Source organism: Oceanospirillum maris DSM 6286 (assembly GCF_000422865.1).
In the GTDB taxonomy this organism is placed as follows: domain Bacteria; phylum Pseudomonadota; class Gammaproteobacteria; order Pseudomonadales; family Halomonadaceae; genus Oceanospirillum; species Oceanospirillum maris.
The window spans coordinates 18921-42470 of record NZ_AUGW01000028.1 but is presented as its reverse complement, the minus strand read 5'-3'; the positions used below and the strand labels follow the sequence as shown (position 1 = coordinate 42470).

General features: G+C 45.4%; 22 protein-coding genes. 4 read left to right on the top strand and 18 right to left on the bottom strand.

All coding sequences use genetic code 11. The features are described 5' to 3' along the window. Nucleotides 1-462: 462 nt before the first annotated feature. Together ppk1 and hemB are read right to left on the bottom strand one after the other, a co-directional pair. Nucleotides 463-2676: a polyphosphate kinase 1 gene (ppk1, locus tag G517_RS0111360; RefSeq protein WP_028304511.1), complete on the bottom strand. Its 2214-nt coding sequence runs from the start codon at nucleotides 2674-2676 to the stop codon at nucleotides 463-465. Nucleotides 2677-2718: 42 nt separating this feature from the next. Further along, nucleotides 2719-3729, bottom strand: a complete 1011-nt coding sequence (gene hemB / locus G517_RS0111355) for a porphobilinogen synthase (protein WP_028304510.1) — start codon at nucleotides 3727-3729, stop codon at nucleotides 2719-2721. Nucleotides 3730-4027: 298 nt separating this feature from the next. On the opposite strand from hemB, the gene G517_RS0111350 reads away from it, so the two are divergent. After that, complete coding sequence (locus tag G517_RS0111350) at nucleotides 4028-4825, top strand: sterol desaturase family protein (protein ID WP_028304509.1); 798 nt, start codon at nucleotides 4028-4030, stop codon at nucleotides 4823-4825. 93 nt (nucleotides 4826-4918) lie between these two features. Continuing rightward, nucleotides 4919-5575 carry an isoprenoid biosynthesis glyoxalase ElbB gene (gene elbB, locus G517_RS0111345; RefSeq protein ID WP_028304508.1) on the top strand — a complete coding sequence of 219 codons (657 nt, stop codon included), beginning with the start codon at nucleotides 4919-4921 and terminating at the stop codon, nucleotides 5573-5575. Here the strand turns inward: elbB and G517_RS0111340 are convergent, their stop codons facing one another. The 16 genes from G517_RS0111340 to G517_RS0111265 all read right to left on the bottom strand — a co-directional run bounded on the left by G517_RS0111340 (nucleotide 5576) and on the right by G517_RS0111265 (nucleotide 21539). Beyond that, nucleotides 5576-6763 (bottom strand): HD-GYP domain-containing protein, encoded by a 1188-nt coding sequence (locus tag G517_RS0111340; protein ID WP_028304507.1) that lies wholly within the window; start codon nucleotides 6761-6763, stop codon nucleotides 5576-5578. A 30-nt stretch (nucleotides 6764-6793) separates the two neighbouring features. Further along, on the bottom strand, nucleotides 6794-7588 hold the full coding sequence (locus G517_RS0111335; protein WP_036591304.1) for an oxygen-binding di-iron domain-containing protein: 795 nt from the start codon (nucleotides 7586-7588) through the stop codon (nucleotides 6794-6796). A gap of 45 nt (nucleotides 7589-7633) precedes the next feature. Continuing rightward, nucleotides 7634-8407: an oxygen-binding di-iron domain-containing protein gene (locus G517_RS0111330; protein WP_028304505.1), complete on the bottom strand. Its 774-nt coding sequence runs from the start codon at nucleotides 8405-8407 to the stop codon at nucleotides 7634-7636. Nucleotides 8408-8681: 274 nt separating this feature from the next. Then, a complete protein-coding gene (tatC, locus tag G517_RS0111325; RefSeq protein WP_028304504.1) occupies nucleotides 8682-9482 on the bottom strand; it encodes a twin-arginine translocase subunit TatC in 801 nt (266 codons plus the stop codon). Next, nucleotides 9479-9910 (bottom strand): Sec-independent protein translocase protein TatB, encoded by a 432-nt coding sequence (gene tatB, locus G517_RS20185; protein ID WP_051206347.1) that lies wholly within the window; start codon nucleotides 9908-9910, stop codon nucleotides 9479-9481. Before tatB ends, tatC begins: the two co-directional genes overlap by 4 nt. Nucleotides 9911-9927: 17 nt before the next feature. After that, the gene (tatA, locus tag G517_RS0111315; RefSeq protein ID WP_028304503.1) at nucleotides 9928-10179 is read right to left on the bottom strand and encodes a Sec-independent protein translocase subunit TatA; all 252 of its coding nucleotides are present in this window, start codon (nucleotides 10177-10179) and stop codon (nucleotides 9928-9930) included. Between the two features lie 51 nt (nucleotides 10180-10230). Then, nucleotides 10231-10560: a phosphoribosyl-ATP diphosphatase gene (locus G517_RS0111310; protein ID WP_028304502.1), complete on the bottom strand. Its 330-nt coding sequence runs from the start codon at nucleotides 10558-10560 to the stop codon at nucleotides 10231-10233. 178 nt (nucleotides 10561-10738) lie between these two features. Further along, on the bottom strand, nucleotides 10739-12370 hold the full coding sequence (gene ubiB, locus G517_RS18845) for a ubiquinone biosynthesis regulatory protein kinase UbiB (RefSeq protein ID WP_084632181.1): 1632 nt from the start codon (nucleotides 12368-12370) through the stop codon (nucleotides 10739-10741). Between the two features lie 14 nt (nucleotides 12371-12384). Beyond that, nucleotides 12385-13140, bottom strand: coding sequence for a ubiquinone biosynthesis accessory factor UbiJ (locus G517_RS0111300; protein ID WP_028304501.1), 756 nt, complete (start codon nucleotides 13138-13140; stop codon nucleotides 12385-12387). Nucleotides 13141-13144: 4 nt separating this feature from the next. Next, nucleotides 13145-13906 carry a bifunctional demethylmenaquinone methyltransferase/2-methoxy-6-polyprenyl-1,4-benzoquinol methylase UbiE gene (ubiE, locus tag G517_RS0111295; RefSeq protein ID WP_028304500.1) on the bottom strand — a complete coding sequence of 254 codons (762 nt, stop codon included), beginning with the start codon at nucleotides 13904-13906 and terminating at the stop codon, nucleotides 13145-13147. A 114-nt stretch (nucleotides 13907-14020) separates the two neighbouring features. After that, entirely contained in the window at nucleotides 14021-14416 is a 396-nt protein-coding gene (locus tag G517_RS0111290) for a gamma-butyrobetaine hydroxylase family protein (RefSeq protein ID WP_028304499.1), read from the bottom strand. Nucleotides 14417-14521: 105 nt separating this feature from the next. Then, complete coding sequence (gene hslU / locus G517_RS0111285) at nucleotides 14522-15844, bottom strand: ATP-dependent protease ATPase subunit HslU (protein ID WP_028304498.1); 1323 nt, start codon at nucleotides 15842-15844, stop codon at nucleotides 14522-14524. Between the two features lie 95 nt (nucleotides 15845-15939). After that, nucleotides 15940-16464: an ATP-dependent protease subunit HslV gene (hslV, locus tag G517_RS0111280; RefSeq protein ID WP_028304497.1), complete on the bottom strand. Its 525-nt coding sequence runs from the start codon at nucleotides 16462-16464 to the stop codon at nucleotides 15940-15942. A gap of 212 nt (nucleotides 16465-16676) precedes the next feature. After that, the gene (locus G517_RS20180; RefSeq protein WP_051206345.1) at nucleotides 16677-17276 is read right to left on the bottom strand and encodes an SPOR domain-containing protein; all 600 of its coding nucleotides are present in this window, start codon (nucleotides 17274-17276) and stop codon (nucleotides 16677-16679) included. Nucleotides 17277-17281: 5 nt separating this feature from the next. After that, nucleotides 17282-19072 carry an arginine--tRNA ligase gene (gene argS / locus G517_RS0111270; RefSeq protein WP_028304496.1) on the bottom strand — a complete coding sequence of 597 codons (1791 nt, stop codon included), beginning with the start codon at nucleotides 19070-19072 and terminating at the stop codon, nucleotides 17282-17284. A gap of 223 nt (nucleotides 19073-19295) precedes the next feature. Then, nucleotides 19296-21539, bottom strand: a complete 2244-nt coding sequence (locus tag G517_RS0111265) for a primosomal protein N' (protein ID WP_051206344.1) — start codon at nucleotides 21537-21539, stop codon at nucleotides 19296-19298. Between the two features lie 184 nt (nucleotides 21540-21723). On the opposite strand from G517_RS0111265, the gene rpmE reads away from it, so the two are divergent. Next, nucleotides 21724-21939 carry a 50S ribosomal protein L31 gene (gene rpmE / locus G517_RS0111260; RefSeq protein ID WP_028304494.1) on the top strand — a complete coding sequence of 72 codons (216 nt, stop codon included), beginning with the start codon at nucleotides 21724-21726 and terminating at the stop codon, nucleotides 21937-21939. A 323-nt stretch (nucleotides 21940-22262) separates the two neighbouring features. Continuing rightward, nucleotides 22263-23507: a malic enzyme-like NAD(P)-binding protein gene (locus G517_RS0111255; RefSeq protein ID WP_028304493.1), complete on the top strand. Its 1245-nt coding sequence runs from the start codon at nucleotides 22263-22265 to the stop codon at nucleotides 23505-23507. Nucleotides 23508-23550: the final 43 nt, after the last annotated feature.

Genomic DNA, 23550 nt, shown 5'->3' with positions numbered 1-23550 from the left:
TAACAACTTAAACGCAATACACAGTATTGTTTGCGAACAAACAATACATCAATGAATTGATTCGAGATTTGAAAGCTTACCTTGATGATCTTGTGACTTTTCCAAGATCGTCTCGGCAAGCGCCCACACGAATTATCTGACTGAATTTTTAAAGAGCTGTTAGACAAGAAGCGCTCGAAGCGAATCGACTTGCTTAACTGAGGCTGCGTATTATACAGAGGCAATCCTCGGTGTCAACACTTAAATCAAAACTTTCAAAACTCTTTTCAACGTTGCCTATGGAGAAAAGTGATAGAAAACAAAGTGTTAACCGTTGCCGAGAGACTTGCTCTGTGACAACGAGGGCTAATTATACCCACAAACTAAGAGAGTGCAAGGCTTTATTTCGATAAAAACAAAAAACCCGATTCTTAAATAAACCTCCAAGAATCGGGCTTTATATCTACAGTGCTAAATAGCTAATCAACTTCTCTGCGTGTAAGCATCAATCAGCGTCTCTTGAGCACTAATTTCTTCTGCTCCCTCGGCTCTATTTGCGGCAGATGATAGGTATAAGCCATCTGTTTTTAAGGTCCAGCTTTGGCAGTTATCTAGAAGGTAGGTTTCTAGGTCGTTAATCACTCGCTGAGCAAGTTTCTTCGCGGTAATGGGAAAGCATGTCTCAACCCGTTTATAAAGATTGCGTTCCATAAGGTCTGCACTTGCACAGTAAACCTCTTCCTCGCCACCATTTTCGAAATAGTAAACTCGAGTATGTTCCAAGAAGCGACCAACAATTGAACGAACCTTGATATTTTCTGATACACCTTCAACACCAGGACGCAAGCAACACATACCACGAATAATCAAGTCACACTGCACGCCAGCCTGAGACGCCTTATAGAGTGCTTTAATCATTTTAGGATCAGTTAGCGAGTTGCATTTAAAGATTAATCGACCACCTTTGCCTTTTTCAGCAAGCACTGCTTCGCGCTCAATCTTCTCTACCAGAGTTTTCTGCAGAGTAAACGGAGCATGCAGCAACTTCTTCATATTGAGGGTTTTACCCATGCCTGAAAGCTGCAAAAAGACTTTATGAACATCATCACAAAGAGAAGGATCGCTTGTAAGCAGGCTATAGTCAGTATAGAGCTTGGCCGTTTTCGCGTGATAGTTACCTGTACCTAAGTGCGCATAATGGCGAATTTTATTACCTTCGCGGCGAACAATGTGCATCATTTTAGCATGGGTTTTATAAGCAACAACGCCATAAATAACGACGGCACCAGCCTCTTGCAAACGACTAGCCAATTGCAAGTTATCCGCCTCATCAAATCGAGCCCGCAGTTCAATAACGACCGTTACTTCTTTATTATTACGCGCAGCATCGACCAAGGCATCAACTATTTGAGAGTCTGCACCGGTACGATAAAGCGTTTGCTTAATCGCTAAAACATCAGGATCTCGCGCTGCTTCGCGCAATAAATCAATGATAGGAGTGAATGACTCAAACGGATGCTGTAGCAAAATATCATTCTGCTGCATCGCCTCGATAATACTATTACCTCGACGCAACGGTTTTGCTGTGCCAGGAGTAAAAAGAGGGTACATAAGATTGGGGCGGTCTAGCTCACCCATAACAGCCATTAGACGTGTTAGATTCACAGGGCCATTAACTTTATAAAGCTCTTGGTCACTTAAACCAAACTGCTTCAGCAGTACATCAATCAAGTCTTGAGGGCAGTTATCAACAACCTCCAAACGAACCGCGTCACCATAACGTCGCGACAACAACTCGCCACGCAGAGCACTGGCTAAGTCACTGACCTCTTCAGGATCAACAATGAGGTCAGCATTTCGTGTTAAGCGGAATTGGAAGCAACCTTTAACTTTCATACCAGGGAACAAGGCTTCCGCATGAGCATGAATCATTGAAGACAGGAAAACAAAGTTATCGCCCTCATCACTAATATCATCCGGCACACGAATCAAGCGGGGCAACGAGCGCGGCGCTGGAATAATAGCTAATCCGCCTTCACGTCCAAAAGCATCCTTACCTTCGAGCGATACGATAAAGTTAAGGCTTTTATTCACTAAACGCGGGAATGGGTGCGAAGGATCAAGTCCAATAGGACTAATCACGGGCTGTATTTGATCACGGAAGAAATCTTTAACCCACTCAGCTTGCTTCTTAGTCCAGCTCTGGCGACGTAAAAAGCGAATACCTTCTTTTTCCATCGCAGGAATCAGCTCATCATTTAAGATGCGGTACTGACGCTCAATCTGCTCATGGCAAATATCATTAACTTGGCGAATCACCTCTTGAGGCATCATACCATCGGCATCGCTTTTTTCACGACTAAACGCAACTTGCCTTTTTAAACCTGCAACTCGAATTTCAAAAAACTCATCCAAATTACTACTGAAAATCAGTAGGAACATCAACCGGTTCAAAAGAGGGTGGGATACATCCAACGCCTGCTCTAGAACACGAATATTAAATTGCAGATGGCTCAATTCACGATTGATATACAGCTCAGGGCTGTCAAGACTAATAGCATTATCACTCTCTTCCGCTGTTTTGCCACGGGTGCCACTGTCTGACCGGTTAATCCTCAAAATTGGCCGTCCTATGCCACCATCTTGAGTGTAAAGATCCTCTGCCGAGGGTAGGTCTGTTTGATTAGTTTGATCCATGTAATACTCTCCGTAGTTTTCACTGGCCTCCCCCGCCTTCAATTAGCCCTGCAGCAAAATTGCAGCGCGCTTGGCAAAGTAGGTTAAGATCCCATCTGCTCCAGCACGTTTCATACACATCAAAGATTCCAAAGTAACGGCTTCTTCTGATAGCCAGCCATTCTGAAATGCAGCCATGTGCATGGCATATTCACCGCTGACTTGATAAACGAAAGTCGGCACTTTTAGTTCTGTTTTTACACGATGAACAATATCCAAGTAAGGCATACCAGGCTTGATCATCACCATATCGGCACCTTCAGCCAAATCCAACGCAACCTCATGCAAGGCTTCATCAGAATTAGCAGGATCCATTTGATAGCTGAATTTATTACCGCCAGCTAAGTTGCCAGCAGAGCCGACAGCGTCGCGGAAAGGGCCGTAATAGGCAGATGCGTATTTAGCCGCATATGCCAGAATACGAGTGTTAACGAGATTTTCCTGCTCAAGAATCTTGCGAATCGAACCAATACGCCCATCCATCATGTCTGAGGGGGCCACAATATCAGCTCCGGCTTCCGCATGAGATAGCGCCTGCTTTACCAAGGTTTCAACCGTTCGATCATTAAGCACGTAGCCTGCCGCATCCAAAATGCCATCTTGTCCATGAATCGTATAAGGATCCAAGGCAACATCAGTAATAATACCTAACTCTGGATGCTGGTCTTTTAGTGCTTTTACCGTGCGCTGAACTAAGCCATTTGCATTGAATGCTTCTTCAGCAAACTCGCTTTTAATATCCTGAGTCAATACAGGAAATAGTGCGATAGCAGGGATACCCAACGCAACAAGTTCTTTAGCTTCTTTTAACAACAGATCAAGGCTAAGACGCTCTACACCAGGCATTGAAGCAACCGCCTCACGACGATTCTCTCCATCGAGAACAAAAACGGGATAAATCAGGTCATCGACACTGAGCTTGTTTTCACGCATAAGACGACGGGAAAAATCATCAACCCGCATGCGGCGCATACGAGTTGTCGGAAATGAACGCTGGCTGGAATTAAACACTATGTATAGCTCTCCAAGAAAAAAGGAGAATCACCTGCCTCTTCAAAATTATCCGCCTTATCTATGACAGATCTATTTCAGAGAGACAGAGTTCACCATTAAAAGTAAGGACAATGGTCATACCCTCTCACTATAAAATCAAGCGACAATGGCAAAAACAAAATCCAAACGATATAAATCAAACGTAAGGTTAATAGATCAATTAAACATTAGACTTACCTTGCAAATCAATATACCTCTGCAGAAAGGCAATATATTGATCATTAACACTTAACCTAACCATCAAACTTAGGAAATACCTATGGAAGAATCCACTATTCGGCTAGCCATTTTTATCGGGCTAATTATCATGCTTGGCCTTGGCCAGTGGTTATTCCCACGGAGGAAGCCAAATCAGTCTGTTGCTAAACGTTGGATAACAAACTTTGGTTTAGTGATACTAGATAGCTTAATTATGCGCTTTATTTTTGCTTTGATACTGCCTGTTACCATCGCAAATTGGTCTCAAGAACAAGGCTTAGGTTTATTTAACAACATCAGCTTGCCATCACCACTGACCATCATTTTTTCTGTCATTATTTTAGATTGTTTAATCTATTGGCAACACCGAATTTTTCATCAAATTCCTATCCTGTGGCGCCTACATCGCATCCATCATTACGATAAAGATTATGACCTATCCACAGCGTTAAGATTCCATCCTATCGAAATTTTCTTGTCGATACTGGTCAAAAATATCGCGATTATTCTCCTTGGGGCACCAGCTATGGCCGTGATCATATTTGAAATACTACTTAATGGTATGGCGTTATTCAACCATGCCAACATAGCCCTACCTAAACCCCTTGACCGCATGCTACGCATACTGGCTGTAACTCCAGACATGCACCGAGTGCACCATTCTACTAAAGCAAAGGAAATGCACAGTAACTTTGGATTTAACTTAAGCATTTGGGATAAAGTCTTCTCAAGCTATGTCGCTCAGCCAGCAGACGGCTATCAAAAAATGTTGATAGGTCAACCTAAATCAGATGATTTGCCCACTAATAATTTTATTTGGTTACTAGGCGCCGCATTAAAGCAAAAAATAAAATCCTAACAAGTCCATCAAAAAAGAAGTTGAATCACATTCAATCACGACTAGTCTTTATAAATTCAACAAGGACTTCCTAAAATCAATCAGGAGTAAGCTATGAGCAAAAAAAATATCGCGGTTATTCTCGCAGGTTGTGGTGTGTTTGATGGCACCGAAATTTTTGAAGCAACCTTGACGCTGCTTCATCTGGATAACAATAATGCAAACGTCGTTTGCTTCGCTCCAGATATTGAACAGCATCATGTCATTAATCATCGGACAGGTGATGCTGTCGATGAAAAAAGAAACGTACTTACCGAGGCAAGCCGTATCAATCGAGGTGACGTACATCCTCTTTCTGAAGCTAATGCGGATAACTTTGATGCCGTAATTGTTCCTGGTGGCTTTGGCGTTGCAAAAAACTTGTCCAGTTTTGCTTTAGAAGGAGGCAATTGCGAGATATACGAGCCATTTGCCGCTCTAATACGCAGCTTCCATCAGCAAGAAAAACCAATCGGCATGATCTGTATAGCGCCAACGTTACTACCAAAAATATTAGGCAACGGTATTAGCTGTACGATCGGCCACCAAGCAGGGCCTGCGGGAGAAATTGATAGCATGGGAGGTATTCATATAGGCTGCAATGTTGATGACATCGTTGTTGATCACAACCATAAAGTCGTCACTACCCCAGCCTACATGGAAGCGAAACGGATCGCAGAAGCAGAACAGGGCATATCAAAACTAGTGAATAAAGTGATCAGCATGTGCTGATCACATCATTCGTTTTTTCGGCACCTGCAGCGCCTGTATACCCCATAGAGCTGCAGGGTTCACCGCGACTTGTTCCTTCTGCAAGCAGGTCGCTCTAATTGTAAACTCCCTAATCCCTGTATTTCGACGACGAGGGTTTAAAAAGATATCACCGTCAGCCTTTCGAACACTGGCAACTAATGGCTCTTTTGGGCTATGAGTACGCCCAACAACAACCGCTAGCTCACCATTTTGCAGCTTCACATAAACACCAGGCGGATAAAGCCCTAGCTCATGAACGAAAATTGTCGTTAGCCGCTCATCAACACTTCGCCCACGCTGCACAAATAACTCCCGAAGAGTCTCTTTGTAAGTAACAGACTCACGATATGGCCGCGGTGTCACCATGGCACAGTACACATCCGACAAAGCAATTATTTTTGCCTCAATAGGGAGTGCATCGGCTTTCAAACCTTTTGGATACCCACTACCATCAGGCCGTTCATGGTGGCAACGAACGAGCTTAAGCCAATAGCTATCATTAATTCCTGATGTTTCTAGCATAGAAGCACTCACATCAGGGTGCTTCTCAATGACTTCTCTTTGCTGCTCCGTCAAAGGCTTGCGCTGCTGATGCAGCTTAACCTGATAGGCATTCATCGAGATGTTACTGGTTAGTGTTGCCGCTAGCATCGACAAACGCTTTTCTTGGTCAATCTCAAATCGCAGTGCTATGACCTCACTCAAAATAGCGCACTGGACAGGGTGCAAGATATGGTAGGGGAAACTGTCGATTAAATGAACAGCGCCAATCATGGCATCTGCATCATGAGCGACCAGACCTTGCAAATAAGTAACAATCCCCATTGTCCGCTTAAAAACCGCATCTTCTGGTGGATTCTCTTTTTTCTCAATGTACTGAAACAGCTCAGAAAGCCTTAAGCAAATATCTTCAAATTCTGCAAAAGGGTTAACTTGCCGGTTAAAACTAACGGGCTTAAGCCTTTCATCTTTTTCATCTTCGTTACTGATTTCACGGGCATAAAGCCCAACGCGCATCAAAATATCGCGTTGACGCTCAGTTCTAATCACTGAACCTTTAGCCATCAGCAATTTTCCAAACTCATCATAAACCGGCCATGGGACTGGCTTATTAATCACAAGTTCGTCTGATGAAATAGAGCTGAGCTCAAAATCCTTCATGATCATAGGCATACATCCTGCTGAGCCTAGTAGCTCTTAAAAGCGTTCATCCCTGTAGATCTGCTCAATATAATCACCACCACAGCGCAGCTCACTAAACCAATTTAAGAAATTTTCGATCTGATCTTCAGGGAAGATGGCACCATGCTGAGGAACAATCATTTTAATATCCATTGCTCTTATTTGCTCAACCCAACGAGCACACACAGCATTACTGTGCATATAACGTTTGTGGAAACCTTCCATAAAAGGGAGGTGTTCATCAAAATCTTCCACAAACATTGTTCTCTTTCCGGGTGGAAATATTGCGGCACCTATGTCACCAGAAAAGAGAATTTTGGAGCGGCTATCGTAGATGCTGAAGTTGCCTTCACTATGCAGAAAGTGAGCGGGAACCATCGAGATGTAGTCTCCAGTATCGAGACTGATACGTCCGCCGCCGTCGGGTACGGCAACCACACGCTCAACATCTTCCATCCCAAAGTGTGAAACAAAGTGTAACCAAAGACGCGAAATGAGTAAATCCGCATCCGTCGTTTTCATCCAATAGGGAATAGAAGAACAAACATCAGGGTCTTGATGCGTCGCAAAAAGATAACGAATCTGGCGCGGATTGATTACTCGCATAATGTTTTCCAATACATGATGGAAAACATAAGTACCGCCAGGATCAAAGAAATAACCTTTGTCGTTATTTACCACTAAGCATTGATTGGTTTGCACGAAAGAATCAGCACCTTCCTGTTCCTCCCATCCAAACCAAACCACCTGATGCTCATCATCCTCGAACAGGACCTTACTTTCATCAACTCGGGTAATTTGCTCAGGCATCGCCCACCTCATTCTTATTGTTTTACGTTCTTTGCCCTAAATCCATTAGGACAGCGCATTATCATAAATCTGATCCAGTAGGTCAGTGCCACACTTCAGCTCTTCTAACCAATCAAAAAATACTGGAACAAACTGCTTAGGAATAATGGCACCATGCTGGGGCACAATGCGTTCAATATCTAGACCTCGAACGCTGGCAACCCATCGTCGAGTCGCTACGTTATTACCCATATATCGCTTATGAAAGCCTTCCATATAGGTCAAATGAGACGTCCAATCCTCTACTTCAAGATATCGTTCTCCCCCTGGGAAAACAGCAGCGCCAATATCACCGGAGAAAAGCGTTTTAGAGCGAGTATCATAAAAACAGAAATTACCTTCACTATGCAAAAAGTGAGCTGGCAACAACTTGATATATTCATCTTCACCTAAGCGAATCTGCTTACCGTTGTCTTCAATCGCAACTAAGCGTGAGTTATCGCTAAAACCGAAATGAGAAACGAAGCGAATCCACAAACGTGAAACGAGAAGACGTGCATTGGTCGCTTTCAACCAAAGAGTAATTGAGGATAAAACATCAGGGTCTTGATGGGTTGCGAGAATATAGCGAATCTGGCTTAGAGGCACATACTTACTCACCTCTGTAGCCACATCAGAAAAAATAAAAGCGCCACCTGGGTCCAACAAATAAGCATTATCAGCATTGATAATCAAAAGCTGATTAGACTGAACCAAAGACTCGTGTTCAAGATCTTCCCACCCAAACCAAACGACTTGATGCTCATCGTCCTCATAGAGGATTTTGCTCTGATCAACCATGACCAAAAAGATCCTTATATCAAAATGGAGAGGGCTGACGATCAAATGTCAGCAAAACAGTAGATTCACAAATCACAATTATATAGGCATCTATTTAAAACTAGATTGAGATAAATTAATTTGATCTACAACAACGGAGAGAGTCTATAAGAGATGTCTTACACGAAAAAGAAAAAACACTTACATGGAAATTATCCAACCGGAGTGAACAAGGAACAAAAAAGGAGGTAAAAAGAAGGCGTAGGCAAAGAGCAGGAAGATAAAAAAGAGCCGCTTACTGCGACTCTTCTTCAGGTACTTCATTAATATTTTTTTCTGCCGACCTTTTGACTAAGCGAGACATTAAAATACCAAGTTCAAACAGCAGCCACATAGGCAGTGCGAGCAGGGTTTGAGAGATAACATCCGGCGGAGTCAACAACATACCAATGACAAAACAAAAGATAACCACATAGGGGCGCTTCTGTGAAAGAGTCTCCACGGTTGTAATACCGGTCCAAACCAGAATAAAAGTTGCGACAGGAATTTCAAAGGCAACCCCAAAGGCAAAAAATAGCTTCAGTACAAAATTCAGATAGGAGTTAATATCGGTCATTACTGCAATATCGGTAGGTCCAGCTGACGTAAAAAATGCGAAAATTAGCGGGAAAACGACGTAATAAGCAAACACTGCACCAGAGTAAAACAAGATAATACTGGATGCTAACAGCGGTAATGCTATCTTCTTCTCATGTTTATATAGTCCAGGAGCAATAAAGCTCCACACCTGATATAACACGTAAGGAATTGCCGCAAACAGCGCTGTAACTAGCGTGAGTTTAAAGGGTGCTAAAAAAGGCGATGCAACTTCCGTTGCAATCATCTGCGTACCTGGAGGTAATAATTCACGTAATGGCTGAGAAACAATCAAATACAGGTCATTTGAGAACGGGTACAACGCCAAAAAAGCCAATAAAATCACCACGACTGATCGTAGTAATTTGCCTCTTAACTCAATAAGGTGCTCAATAAGCGGGGCATGCTTGCCTTCTTCAGGAATAACCGGTGGTAGTTGCGCAGGTTCGGTCTGACTCATAACTTACCTTTCTGATCGGAAGACGTAACCATATCCGGTGCAGAAGTACCAAAAGGCCCTTCATCTTCCGGACGAACCTTTATTACCTCAGGTTTATCCACTGGTTCACTATCAGCCGCTGTATCCTTATTATCTGTATTCTTACTTTCAGGGATGCTCGATGCCTTAGGCCCCGAACTTTCTGTAATACTTTGTTCTTGTTGGCGTAGCGTTTCTTCAAGTTTACGGCGATTATCTTCAAGCTGACGCTGCATCTCTTCTATATGGAGTTGCTGATTCACCTCTTGCTGAATCGAGCTAACCCCTTGCTTGATACGGCCAATCCACATACCCGCAGTACGGGCTGCTTTTGGCAGACGCTCGGGACCCAACACCAATAGTGCCAGAATACCGATAACGATAAGTTCAAAAAAACCAATATCAAACATATTCGGGGCTCACCCAGTTACTTTTTCTGTTCAGATTTTTCAACGGTACTGTCGATAACGTGATCAGATTCGTCGCTTGCATTTTTCGCGATAACGACTTGATCATCTTTCTTTTCCGCATCTTGGTCAGGGTTGCTAACCGCTTCTTTAAAGCCTTTTACAGCTCCACCTAAATCACTACCAACGTTACGCAATTTTTTGGTTCCGAAAATCAGGATAATAATGCCCAGAACGATCAATAACTGCCAAATACTGATACCACCCAACATAATCTTTACTCCAGTTTATTAAATCAACATCATGTCGTTAGACACTGACGATCACTTCTGACGAGATGCTTTTTCTTCGATACCTGGCATGCCAAAGCGGCGAGCCAGCTCATCTAAAACAGCCTGAGGAGGTTGGCCCAGATGCGATAATGCAACCAAGCTGTGGAACCAAAGATCTGCAGTTTCATAAACTACATCACTCACATCACCAGAGCGCTCAGCATCCTTCGCCGCAATAATTGTTTCCGTCGCTTCTTCACCAACTTTCTCTAAAATCTTGTTCAAGCCTTTATCGTGAAGCTGAGCCACATAAGAAGTGTCAGGGTCCGCATTACGGCGTTCAGCTAAAATATCACCGAGTTGTTGTAGTACATCACTCATAATCATCAGCCCTATCTACTATTTTTCTTTCTAACCAATTGATTTATAAAGACTTACTAATAAGCCAAGTTCAGAGTAACGGTACGATTCTGAGCAACAAGCTTAAGGATCAGCCAAGCATAATAGAATTTTTCATGGCGTACCATGCTTAAAGCAAGCGGTATACTTTTCTGATTCGTTAGCGACGAATCAGAAAAAACACACCTAAGGCCATTAAAGCCTGAGCTTCTAGCGGCAATTGTAGCAACCAAGGCAGGCCGTCCGAGGCAACAAAAACACCTGAGGCAAGTAGCAACCAGCCTAATGACGATGATTTCCGTTTACTGCGGGTTTCCGATGACGTCACCAGCTCTTGCAGTAGCGCTTCTTGGCGCAGCTGCCGCTCTTCTGTTTTCCGAATCTGATCCAAAGCGCCATATACCATGTTTGGCACTTCTGGCATCTGCTCCATCCAATCAGGGAACTGGGTGCGGATATTCTTCCATATCCCCTTCGGCCCCATGCGCTGCTTCATCCAGTTTTCCAGATAAGGCTTAGCCGTGCTCCATAAATCAAGATCGGGATATAGCTGTCGCCCAAGCCCCTCAATATTTAACAGCGTCTTCTGTAACAGCACCAGCTGAGGTTGCACTTCCATGTTGAAACGACGTGCGGTCTGAAATAGGCCAAGCAGCACTTGCCCAAAGGAGATCTCTTTTAAAGGCTTTTCAAAAATCGGTTCACAGACAGCACGAATAGCCGTGGCAAACTCATTCACCCGAGTGCCTTCACCAACCCATCCAGATTCAATATGTAGGCGAGCCACTTCGTAATAATCTTGGTGAAAGAAGGCGAGAAGATTACGCGCAAGATAATGCTGATCTTCCTCCGACAGACTACCCACGATACCGCAATCAATACCGATATATTGCGGATCATGGGGGGTTTTATCTGAAATAAAGATATTGCCAGGGTGCATATCCGCATGGAAAAAGTTATCACGGAAAACCTGAGTAAAAAACACCTCAACACCGCGTTCCGCAAGCTTTTTCATATCCGTGCCATTTGCGATCAGCGCATCAACTTCCGCGACGGGAATACCATAGATACGCTCCTGCACCATGACATTGCGACGGGTAAGCTCCCAATACACCTGGGGCACATAAAGCGCTGGAGAGCCTTCAAAGTTGCGCCGCAACTGTGAGGTATTCGCCGCTTCTTTTTGTAGATCCAGCTCATCAAATAACGTGGACTCATAATCCGAGACGATCGCAACAGGATGTAAACGTCGTGCTTCCGGCACCCAATAATTCAAGCTGTGGGCTAGGGTATAAAGCAACTTGACATCTTTCCCGAGTATTTTACGAATACCGGGACGAATCACTTTAACAACAACCTGCTCCCCCGTGTTCAATTGAGCAGCATGTACCTGAGCCATCGATGCTGAGGCCATGGGCTCACGTTCAAAGCATTTAAACAGCTCTTCTACGGATAAACCAAGGGAAGACTCGATCTCATTAACCGCGACAACACTGGGAAAAGGAGGCACCTGATCCTGAAGCTTCTTCAATTCGTCAGCAACATCGTCCGGTAACAGATCCCGTCGCGTTGAGAGCATCTGGCCAAACTTCACAAAAATAGGGCCCAACTCTTCCAGCGCTAAACGCAGACGCTCGCCTCGGCTTTTTTTACCGATCGGCAATAATCGCATAGGATTTAAACGCAGCAGAAGCACGGCAAACCAAGGTAGACGATCCTCAGGAATCAGGCTGTCTAACCGGTAACGACTGAAGACAAATATAATTTTTAACAGACGAAGCAGACGGGACACAGTGACTCCGATTATCAATAAGATTCTGAAGAGGACGTTGATTCAGAGCTTGTAGCGGTGTGTGATGCAATAGACGCATTTCCAGCAATAGTTCCAGTAACCATCAATGATAAAACCTGCTGCTGTAGCCGCTGCACACGAGCATCAAGGCGATCAATACGACGCCTCGTATTTAATATGCCATCAGCAACACTTTGCTGTTCAGCCTTGGTTGGCAATAGCGCCATCTCCTCTTGCAAATACTCCTGCAGATCAAGGGCTCCGGTATAAACCAAAGAACGTTTCCAGCGTATTAATCCAGCCAGATGCTCACCGATAATGGCCGTGGGCACAATGCCTATGCACTTTTCACTGATCGAGGCGATATCAAGATCAAGGCTGGCAATAACCTGCTGAAACTTACGCACAAGCCCTGTATCTCCGCGTAGCGTTAACACGCCTTCAAAAAGCATAGCTTCGCGCTGTTCAGAGGCGAGCATGAATCGCATGAAGTGCTCTAGGCTTCCTTCGATCTCGGCATCAACAATCTGAGGCGGCTCTTCGTTTGCATCAGAATCAACCGAGGTATCGCGCTCAATGTGCAAACCTTCACCAGAAGGCCAAATCAACACGGCTATTTCTGGCTGAGTGCAGCGCAGACGAACGACCCGTCCAGAGAGGCGCCCCAGTTGAAACACCGCTGAAGCATCTCGCTTGATAAGCGGATTAACCAGCTGTTCAGCACTTTCTAATAAGCCATGAACCAACAGGCTGTTTAACGGCTTCACCATCACCTTAAAGCTTTACGCCACGGTGTAAAGCCACTATGCCGCTGGTCATATTGTGATATTCAACACGGGAAAGCCCCGCATCTTCCATCATCCCCTTCAGCGTTTCTTGGTCAGGATGCATACGAATTGACTCGGCTAGATAGCGGTAGCTTTCAGAATCATTAATAACCAGTTGCCCCATAAACGGCAGAGCCGTAAACGAATACGTATCGTAGATTTTACTCATCACAGGATTGGTTGGTGTAGAAAACTCTAGCACTAATAATCGACCACCCGGCTTAAGAATCCGAGTCATCGACCGCAGCGCTTTATCTTTATCCGTCACGTTGCGCAGACCAAAGGCGATCGTAATACAGTCAAACGTATTATCAGGGAAGGGCAATGTTTCGGCATTAGCCTGAACAAACTCAACATTACCGCTGCAACCTTTATCGAGCAACTTATCCCGACCCACTTTCAGCATGGAATCATTAATATCCGCCAGTACCACGCAACCGCTTTTACCGACGAGGCGGGAAAACTTGAGCGTCAGATCACCAGTACCACCGGCTATATCTAAAACCTTATTCCCTTGGCGTACACCACTCATTTCAATGGTCATACGCTTCCACAGTCGATGAATCCCCATCGACATCAGGTCATTCATCAGGTCGTATTTTGCAGCAACTGAATGAAAAACTTCAGCAACTTTGCCTTCTTTTTCTTCAACGCCCACCTGTTTATAACCAAAATGGGTGTTTTGACCTTCCTTTTCTGTCTCTGACATGACGAAACCTTTGCTTTCAAAATTGGCGACATTGTAAACCGGACGGCGCGATTTGTCTTTGTCTGACGAGCTTATGCTCAGCCCTGTAACAATCAGCCCTATAACAATCAGTGCTTACAATTGCTTGATTGAGATCAGTGACGGCTCTCGGCTCGCGCCAGCTTCTTCAATACGGCGCAGGTAATCTTTCCAAAATGCCTCTTTGTGAATACCCAGCTCATAAAGGTATTCCCAAGCATACAAACCGGTATCATGGCCGTCATCAAAGCAAAGCTTTATCGCATAGCTTCCCGCAGGCTTGATATCCAGTAAAGTCACTCGTTTCTTGCCTGTTTGCAGAACTTCATTACCTTCACCGTGGCCGCGCACATCAGCCGACGGCGAATAGACCCGTAACAACTCAGCTTCAAGCTCTAGCAAAGTGCCATCGCTATAATGCAGTTCAAGCAGGTTTGCCGTTTTGCGATAGTTTATTTTGCTGGGAACGAGGGTGTTTTTCTCAGAACTCATATTAACCTCTCAGGCCTAACGGGCCATAAAAGCGACTCTGCCTAATTAGGCAATAAAAAGGCCGGTTGTATAAACCGGCCTTCTGGATAGCAATTAATACTTACTCTAAAGAATAAAGCGACTTAAATCTTCATCCGTTGCCAGATCATCCAGCTGCTTGCTGACATAGGCGCTGTTGATCACAACAGTATCTTTAATTTCCGCCGCATCAAAGGAGATGCTTTCAAGCAAACGCTCCATCACGGTATGCAAACGACGGGCACCGATGTTTTCTGTGCCTTCGTTAACTTGATAAGCGATTTCAGCAATCCGACTGATACCATCTTCGGTAAATTCGATGCTTAAGCCTTCGGTCTTCATCAACTCAACATATTGAACCGTTAATGCTGCGCTAGGCTCGGTCAAGATACGTTTAAAGTCATCGGGCGTTAATGCGCTTAATTCAACACGAATCGGTAAACGGCCTTGCAGCTCAGGAATCAAATCTGAAGGTTTGCTCAGATGGAATGCACCAGAGGCAATAAATAAAATATGATCCGTTTTCACCATGCCATGCTTGGTCGAAACAGTACTGCCTTCAATTAAGGGTAGCAGGTCACGCTGCACACCTTCACGGGAAACATCAGCACCGCCCGACTCTCCGCGCTTGGCGACTTTATCAATCTCATCAATAAAGACGATACCGTTTTGTTCAACCGTATCCACAACCTGTGATTTCAACTCATCTTCATTTACAAGCTTCGCGGCTTCTTCATCCGTCGCCTGACGCAGAGCATCTTTCACTTTCAGCTTACGTTTCTTGGTGCGTTCATTCGACAAATTCGAGAACATACTCTGTAGCTGATTGGTCATCTCTTCCATACCTGGAGGAGCCATAATCTCAACGCCTACTTGAGGCGCAGTCACATCAATTTCGATCTCTTTATCGTCGAGTTCACCTTCGCGCAGCTTTTTGCGGAATACTTGGCGTGTAGAACTATCAGGGGCAGGCTCCTCATTAAAGCCCGCCCGTGCAGGTGGCAATAGCGCATCAAGAATACGTTCTTCTGCGGCCTCTTCTGCTCCCGAACGCACCTTCTTCATGGCTTGCTCACGCAGCATTTTCATCGCCATATCCGTTAAGTCACGGATAATGGTTTCAACATCACGGCCGACATAACCCACTTCAGTAAACTTGGTGGCTTCAACCTTAATAAAAGGTGCATTAGCCAGTTTAGCCAAACGGCGAGCAATCTCGGTTTTACCTACACCCGTAGGGCCAATCATCAGAATATTTTTGGGGGTGACTTCTTGGCGCAGCTCTGGGTCAAGCTGCATACGGCGCCAGCGATTACGCAGCGCAATAGCAACGGCACGTTTCGCATCGGATTGACCAACAATAAAGCGATCCAGCTCTGAAACAATTTCACGGGGCGTCATCTGAGACATAATATCTTCCCTTTAATACGTAGTTTTTTTAAATCTTGGTGCCGATAACACTGGCTACCCCCAAGAGACTTGCAACATAGGATGCAGGTGAATCACTACCAAGACAGCTCTTCAATGGTTGGCGAGTGATTGGTAAAGACACAAATATCACCGGCCATCGCAAGACTTTTCTCTACAATCTCTTGCGCGGTTAATGCTGTATTTTCATGCAATGCACGACCGGCGGCCAGTGCATAGTTACCACCAGAGCCAATCGCGACAACACCATGCTCTGGCTCTACGACATCGCCAGTGCCTGAAATAATTAATGTTGCAGTGGTATCTGCCACAATCAGCATCGCCTCTAGGCGACGTAACGCTCGGTCAGTACGCCAATCTTTCGCCATTTCGACAGCGGCTCGCACCAATTGACCTTGATGTTTTTCTAGCTGAGATTCAAAGCGCTCGAACAAAGTGAACGCATCTGCTGTGCCACCGGCAAATCCTGCCAAAACCTGATTACGATACAGACGGCGTACTTTGCGAGCATTACCTTTCATTACGGTATTGCCTAGGGAAACTTGGCCGTCTCCACCGAGTACGACCTGGTTATCACGACGCACAGCTACAATCGTTGTCATCTGCTACTCCAAATTGGGTTAAAAAGGCTTATACCTTGCAAGCTTAAAATTAAAAAGGTAATCCACCCTCTAGAACAAAAATAGGTGGAGGCAACCTAAGGGAATTTCAAGCGTTAACGACAGGAAAAAAGAGAGAATAGTCGGCAAAAAGCCGTTAAATCCCTAAAATAAGAGATTTAACGGCTTAAAATAATCAGTGCATCAAGAACTGATTACTGAGGTAAACGAATCAACAAAGACTGGATATTATCTCTAGCCATCGCATCCTGAGCCATATTCAACTTACGTCTATCCTTGAACGGGCCAATGCGCACACGATGCCAAGTACCACTTGCCGTTTCGGTGCTGGCAATCATTGGTGCATGCCCTTGTGTTTTTAACTTAGCGACAAGTCGCTCAGCATCTGCTTTCGCACGGAACGAACCGACCTGAAGAATATATTCAGGTAAGTTTTCATTCTCCGTATCACGGGGCGTTGACTGATATTCTTCAACAGGTGCTGTTGTCACCTCTTGCTGAGGCAGAAGATTATAAAAATCAAAACGCTTACGCTCTTCATCCTGTGGTGCAACGCTATCATCAGGTGGCACTACGGCTGCAGGTTCAGCAGGTACCGCAGCCATACGGGGAAGAGCAGGAGGTTCAGAGCCAGAGCCTTGCCATTTAGCAAGACCAAAACCCAAAACCACACCAAAAATCAGCCAGCTCCATGGCGGCAACTCTCGACGCTGAGTTACCGGTGCATCTTCCTGTCGCGGTGAAGCTCCGCCCCGCTTGTTAGCCGATGTTTTTTTGGCGAAATCCCTGCTCATAATACTTACATCTCCTCCGGTGCGCTCACACCCAGCAGCCCCAAACCATTTGCTAACACTTGGCGCACAGCTTCGCTTAGTGCTAATCGGGCATTACGGATTTGAGCATCATTTTCCAATACTTTAAGGGCGTTGTACCAAGTGTGGAAATCTGATGCGAGCTCTTTCATAAACTGAGCCATAACGTGGGGCTCATAGTGCAGCGCACAATTTTCCAGTACTTCAGGATAACGAGCCAACGCTACCATCAAGTTCTTCTCGTAATCACTATCCAACAGTTCTAATGCAGCAAGACCTGCCTCTTGATCAAAGTCCCATTCATGCTCTGCCAATTTACGCATAACGCTGCAAACACGAGCATGAGCATACTGAATGTAATAAACAGGATTATCTTTAGACTGCGATTTAGCCAGATCCAAGTCAAAATCCATATGTTGATCAGACTTACGGCTCACATAGAAGAAACGAGCCGCATCGTTACCAACTTCTTCACGCAGTTCGCGCAGTGTCACAAAAGAACCGGAGCGGGTCGACATCTGAACACGCTCAGAGCCACGGTATAAAATAGCAAATTGTACCAGGCGGAAATCCAATTTTTCTAACGGATAATCTAGCGCCTGACAAACAGCTTTTAGACGTGGCAGATAACCATGGTGATCTGCACCAAATACATACAACAACTTGTCAAAGCCACGCTCAAATTTATTATGCATATAAGCAATGTCAGAGGCGAAGTAGGTGGTCATGCCGTTATCACGTACCACACAACGGTCTTTGTCATCACCAAAGGCGGTGGAACGGAACCATTGGGCACCACCCTCTTCATAGATATGCCCGGCATCGGTTAATTTCTTCAGGGCTGTTTCAACATCACCCCCGCGGGTTAACGAGCGCTCAGAGAACCAGTTTTGATACGCAACACCAAACTCACCTAGGTCGTTTTCAATATCACCACGGATATCCTCCAAGGCAATATCAAACATAACATCATAGGTTTCTGCACCCAAAAGTGCTTTGGCTTGTGCGATAAGGCCATCAATATGCGCTTCTTTATCGCCACCTTGTGGCTCATCCGCAGCTACGCCTGAAAACACATCCGCTGCAGAACGAACCAAGCGATCGCCAAACTGATCCTGTGCTTTCTTAGCGATATCGAGAATATAGCCGCCTTTATAGCCGTTGCTTGGGAAATCAAACGCGATGCCGTTCTGCCCCTCGCTCTCTAACTCTAAGCTCTCTAACTCTAAGTACCGCAGCCAGACACTTGTCGCCAAAATATCCATCTGACGGCCAGCGTCATTAACATAGTACTCTCGGTAAACATCAAAGCCTGCCGCAGCCAAGAAATCAGATACCGTAGCGCCATAGGCCGCACCTCGACCATGCCCAACATGCAGCGGCCCTGTTGGGTTTGCAGAAACAAACTCAACCTGTATTTTTTGATGACCACCGACTTTACTTAAACCGAAAGCGTCTTTTTGGCTCAGCACATCGGCCACAACCGCAGTGATCGTCGCAGCGCTAGCAAAGAAGTTAATAAAACCTGGGCCTGCAATATCAACCTGAGTCACACTGCTGCTTTGAGGTAGTGCATCAACCAGCTTTTGCGCCAGCTCACGGGGAGCACAACCCGCTGGCTTAGCCAGCATTAATGCGATATTTGTCGCAAAATCACCGTGGGCTTTATCTTTGGCGTTTTCCACCATGATACGTGGCGATAGGTCAGCAGGCAGAATGTCCTGCTGTTTCAGAGAGTCGATAGCGGCACTAATTAATTCAGCAATATGTTCTTTCATTTCAATCCGGATCTGCTAACCAAGAAATTGACAGGCTGACTATTTTCAAGAACATTCAGCCTACTGGGCGTTATTCACTCGCGACCGTTACTTGTTACTTACTCGCGATAAAGTAATAACCCACTATTATCATCTTTATTCATGCATCTGTTAACCACAAAACTATGCTTTTCCATAATATCAGGTAAAAGATGGATTAAGGTTTATAAAGGTTAACCTGTGATCAAATCAATTCCTGTGGATCAACATCCAAAGACCAGCGTACTTTACGCTGCATAGGATGACGATTAATAAGATCCAACAAACAGGCGATCCCCTGATGCAGCGGTGCTCTTTTACTACACAGCAGCCAAATTTGCATATGATAGCGACCAAAGCGACGCTCCATTGGGGAGGGTAGCGGCCCGATAACCTCCAGTCCTTCAATTTGGGTGATCACCGGCTCAGCGGCCTGCACCACATCAGCCAGAAAGCTTGAAACCAAATCACTTTGATTGGCCTCCGCTCGGATAATCGCCATAAAAGAGTAAGGAGGGAGAAGCGTTTCCCGACGTTCCTCCAACAAACAACGTGAAAACTCGCTGTAATCATGTCGAGCAAGCAGCTTTAACAGCGGGTCTTCTGGCCGATGGGTTTGCACCACAACTTTACCCTTGCGTTGCTCCCGCCCAGCCCGCCCAGCCACCTGAGTTAATAATTGCCCCATACGCTCAAGGCCGCGGAAGTCTGAGCTATAAAAACCACCGTCAGCATCCAACACAACCACCAAGGAAACCGCAGGAAAATGATGCCCTTTTGCTAACATCTGAGTCCCCACTAAGACACAGGGTTCCTCTTTTTGCACTTTCTCCAGCAGTTTTTCCATCATGCCTTTTTTGCTAACCGTGTCACGATCAACCCGAAACACCGGCCAATCTTTAAAGGCCTGCTCAAGGGTTTCTTCCATGCGCTCCGTGCCAGATCCCACCGGTTTCAACTCTGTTGCAAAGCATTTAGGGCATTGAAGAGGAATCCCACTCACCGTATTGCAGTGATGGCAATGTAGTCTTGGCGGCTCACGGTGAAGGGTCATACGTGCATCGCAAAATGTACAATCAGAAACCCAGCCACAGTCATGGCACATCAATGCGGGAGCAAAGCCTCGGCGGTTAATAAAAGCAAGCACCTGTCCACCCTGCTCCAAGTGCGTGCGCATCACTTGCAATAAACGCCCATCAATCCCATTGGTTAATTTTTTATTATGGATATCATGCAGATAAATATCTGGCAGCTGTACCTTAGCACCTGCTCGCTGTTTAAGCGTTAACCAGTGGTAGCGCTTTTCCATGGCATTGTGCAGGGTTTCAAGTGAGGGCGTTGCAGAACCAAGAACAACGGGGCAGCCCAGCATCTTACCGCGCACAATAGCCAGATCACGGGCAGAATAACGAATACCATCACCTTGCTTGTAGGAAGCATCATGCTCCTCATCAACCACAATCAACCCTAAATCCTTAAAAGGGGTCATTGATGCTGAACGCGTACCGATTAAAACACCCGCTCGACCATCTCGAGCGAGCAACCAAGCATCCAAACGTTCTTTTTCACTGAGACCAGAGTGCAAGGTCATTACAGGCACCGCAAAGCGCTTTTTAAATCGATTCACCGTTTGAGGAGCTAAACCAATCTCAGGTACTAAAACCAGCACTTGTCGATTTTGCTTTAGTGCGGCCTCAATAATCTGAAGATACACTTCTGTTTTGCCGCTACCGGTAATTCCTTCAAGTAGAAAAACCTCTGGCTGCGTTAATTTATCTAACACCGCATTAACAGCCTCCGCCTGCTCATTATTCAACTGCAGCGGTATTTCGGCCAGCACTGGCTTACCATCATCATGGGGTTCAAGATGACGGGACTGTTTATAGCGCTCTGCCAGCCCCTTATCTTCCAGAGCAGCCATCTGCGCCGAGGTAAAACCAAGAGAACGCAGCATAGTGGCGGCAACAGGCTGCTGATGTTTTTGTAATGCTCGCAGTAGCTCCGCCTGCCTAGGCGCCCGACTCATTTTATCCGGCGCAAGCACCCGACCACTCTGCGTTGCCTGCCAGTAAGTCTCCTCTTGGATATGGGCCGCTGCACCTTGGCGTAGTAACGTAGGTAGCATCAAGCTAATAACATCGCCAATAGGACCGTGACAATAACGCGCCAACCACTGGGCTAAAGCACGCTGATGATCGTCCAGAAGTGATGCATCATCGATCAATTCAATCAGCGGTTTCAGCTTTTCTATCGGAATATCGGGAGTTACCTGCCGTGCCATCACCACACCAATCATCGTTTTATTACGATAAGGCACGCGAACGCGAGCACCAAGAGGTAGATACTCATGCTGTAAGTTCGGGGGTAAAATATAATCAAAACAGCGTGTTAACGGCACAGGTAACGCCACACGGATAACCGGCAGCTCATCATCAAATAACGAGGTCATGCTTACCTCTTGCCTCAAAGAAAAACTCTGCTATTATGCCTCACCTTCTTATAAGGCTCATCCTATTAGATGTTCGCATCTGTTATTATGAAACGCCTGCTAAGATAACCGGTTTTCTATACAAACCTTGAACGGTGCTTGGCAAGACCAAGTGGCGGTTCAAACTTATTGAGGTTTATTTAAAATGAAACAAGGTATTCACCCAGAGTACAACGACATCTCTGCAACTTGCAGCTGTGGCCACACTTTCCAACTGCGTTCAACGCTGAATAAGCCGCTGCACTTGGATGTTTGTTCTCAGTGTCACCCGTTTTACACCGGTAAGCAGAAACAAGCTTCTACTGGTGGTCGTGTAGATCGCTTCAAGCAGCGTTTCTCAAGCCGTATCAAGAAAGCATAAGTCTTTCTTTTTCGGTAAAAAGCAGCCTTCGGGCTGCTTTTTTTTATGTCTTTTAATCCTACAACGAATCATCCAATTCCTAGGCTCAAGCACTCAGCCTCTAGCGTTAAGCACTCAACATCTAAATTCAAGCACTTACATCTCGCCGAAAAACAACAGTAGTCAAATTACAACATGCTGATTTAGATAGTGTTTTTACTCATAAAAAAGCCGCTTTTTTGTAAAAAAAGTTCTTTGACTTTTGTTTAATGCCCATCTTGTTCGGCTGGTTTTTTTTCTATATCCTCTAAAGTGCTAAACCCTAAACAACCGGAACTAAAAAAATGTCAGATGAAATGAAAAAAGCTGCGCTGGACTACCATGCCAATCCAATTCCGGGCAAATTAAGTGTAGAAATCACCAAGCCAGCGGAAACCGCGCGCGACCTATCTTTGGCCTACAGCCCAGGCGTTGCTGAGCCTGTGCGTGAAATCGCAAAAGATCCTGAGAATGCCTACCGCTACACGGGTAAAGGCAATCTAGTAGCGGTTATCTCTGATGGCACCGCGATTCTGGGTCTAGGTAACTTAGGTCCTCTAGCCAGCAAGCCTGTAATGGAAGGTAAAAGCCTTCTATTTAAGCGTTTCGCAGATATTAATTCTGTCGATATCGAAATTAATGCAGAGAGCCCACAGGCTTTCATTGATACCGTTGCTCGCATTGCCGATACTTGGGGCGGTATTAACCTGGAAGACATCAAAGCACCTGAGTGCTTTGAGATTGAGCGTGCACTAATCGAACAGTGCGACATTCCTGTCTTCCATGATGACCAGCACGGTACGGCTATCGTAACGGCAGCCGGCATGCTGAATGCCTTGGAAATTCAAGGTAAGAAAATTGAAGAAGCTAAAATTGTATGTCTTGGCGCCGGTGCAGCAGCCGTTGCCTGTATGAAGCTTCTGATTAGCTGTGGTGCTAAGATCGAAAATATCTATATGGTTGACCGTAAAGGCGTCATTCATACAGGTCGTGATGATCTTAACCAATACAAAGCGATGTTCGCTAACGATACTGACAAGCGTACCCTAGATGATGCCATCGATGGTGCCGACGTATTTGTTGGCCTATCTGGCCCGAATCTACTGGCAGCAGATCAACTAGCGAAAATGGCACCTAAGCCAATCGTATTTGCTTGTTCTAACCCTGATCCTGAAATCGATCCAGCCTTGGCAAACGCCACTCGTGACGATCTAATCATGGCAACAGGTCGCTCAGACTATCCAAACCAAGTAAACAATGTACTGGGCTTCCCATTCATCTTCCGTGGTGCATTAGATGTTCGCGCCAGCCGTATTAACGAAGAGATGAAAATTGCCGCAGCTCATGCGATCAAAGACCTAGCGAAAGAGCCTGTTACTCAGGAAGTTATCGACGCCTATGACGGCATCAAACTTGAGTTCGGCACAGACTATATCATTCCGAAGCCAACTGATTCACGTCTATTAGGCGCGGTATCTGCTGCGGTTGCTAAAGCTGCGGTAGATTCTGGTGTTGCTCGCCTGCCATACCCAGAGCACTACCCTCTGTAAGACAGCTTATAAAATAAAGCACCTGATATTCAGATGCTTTTAA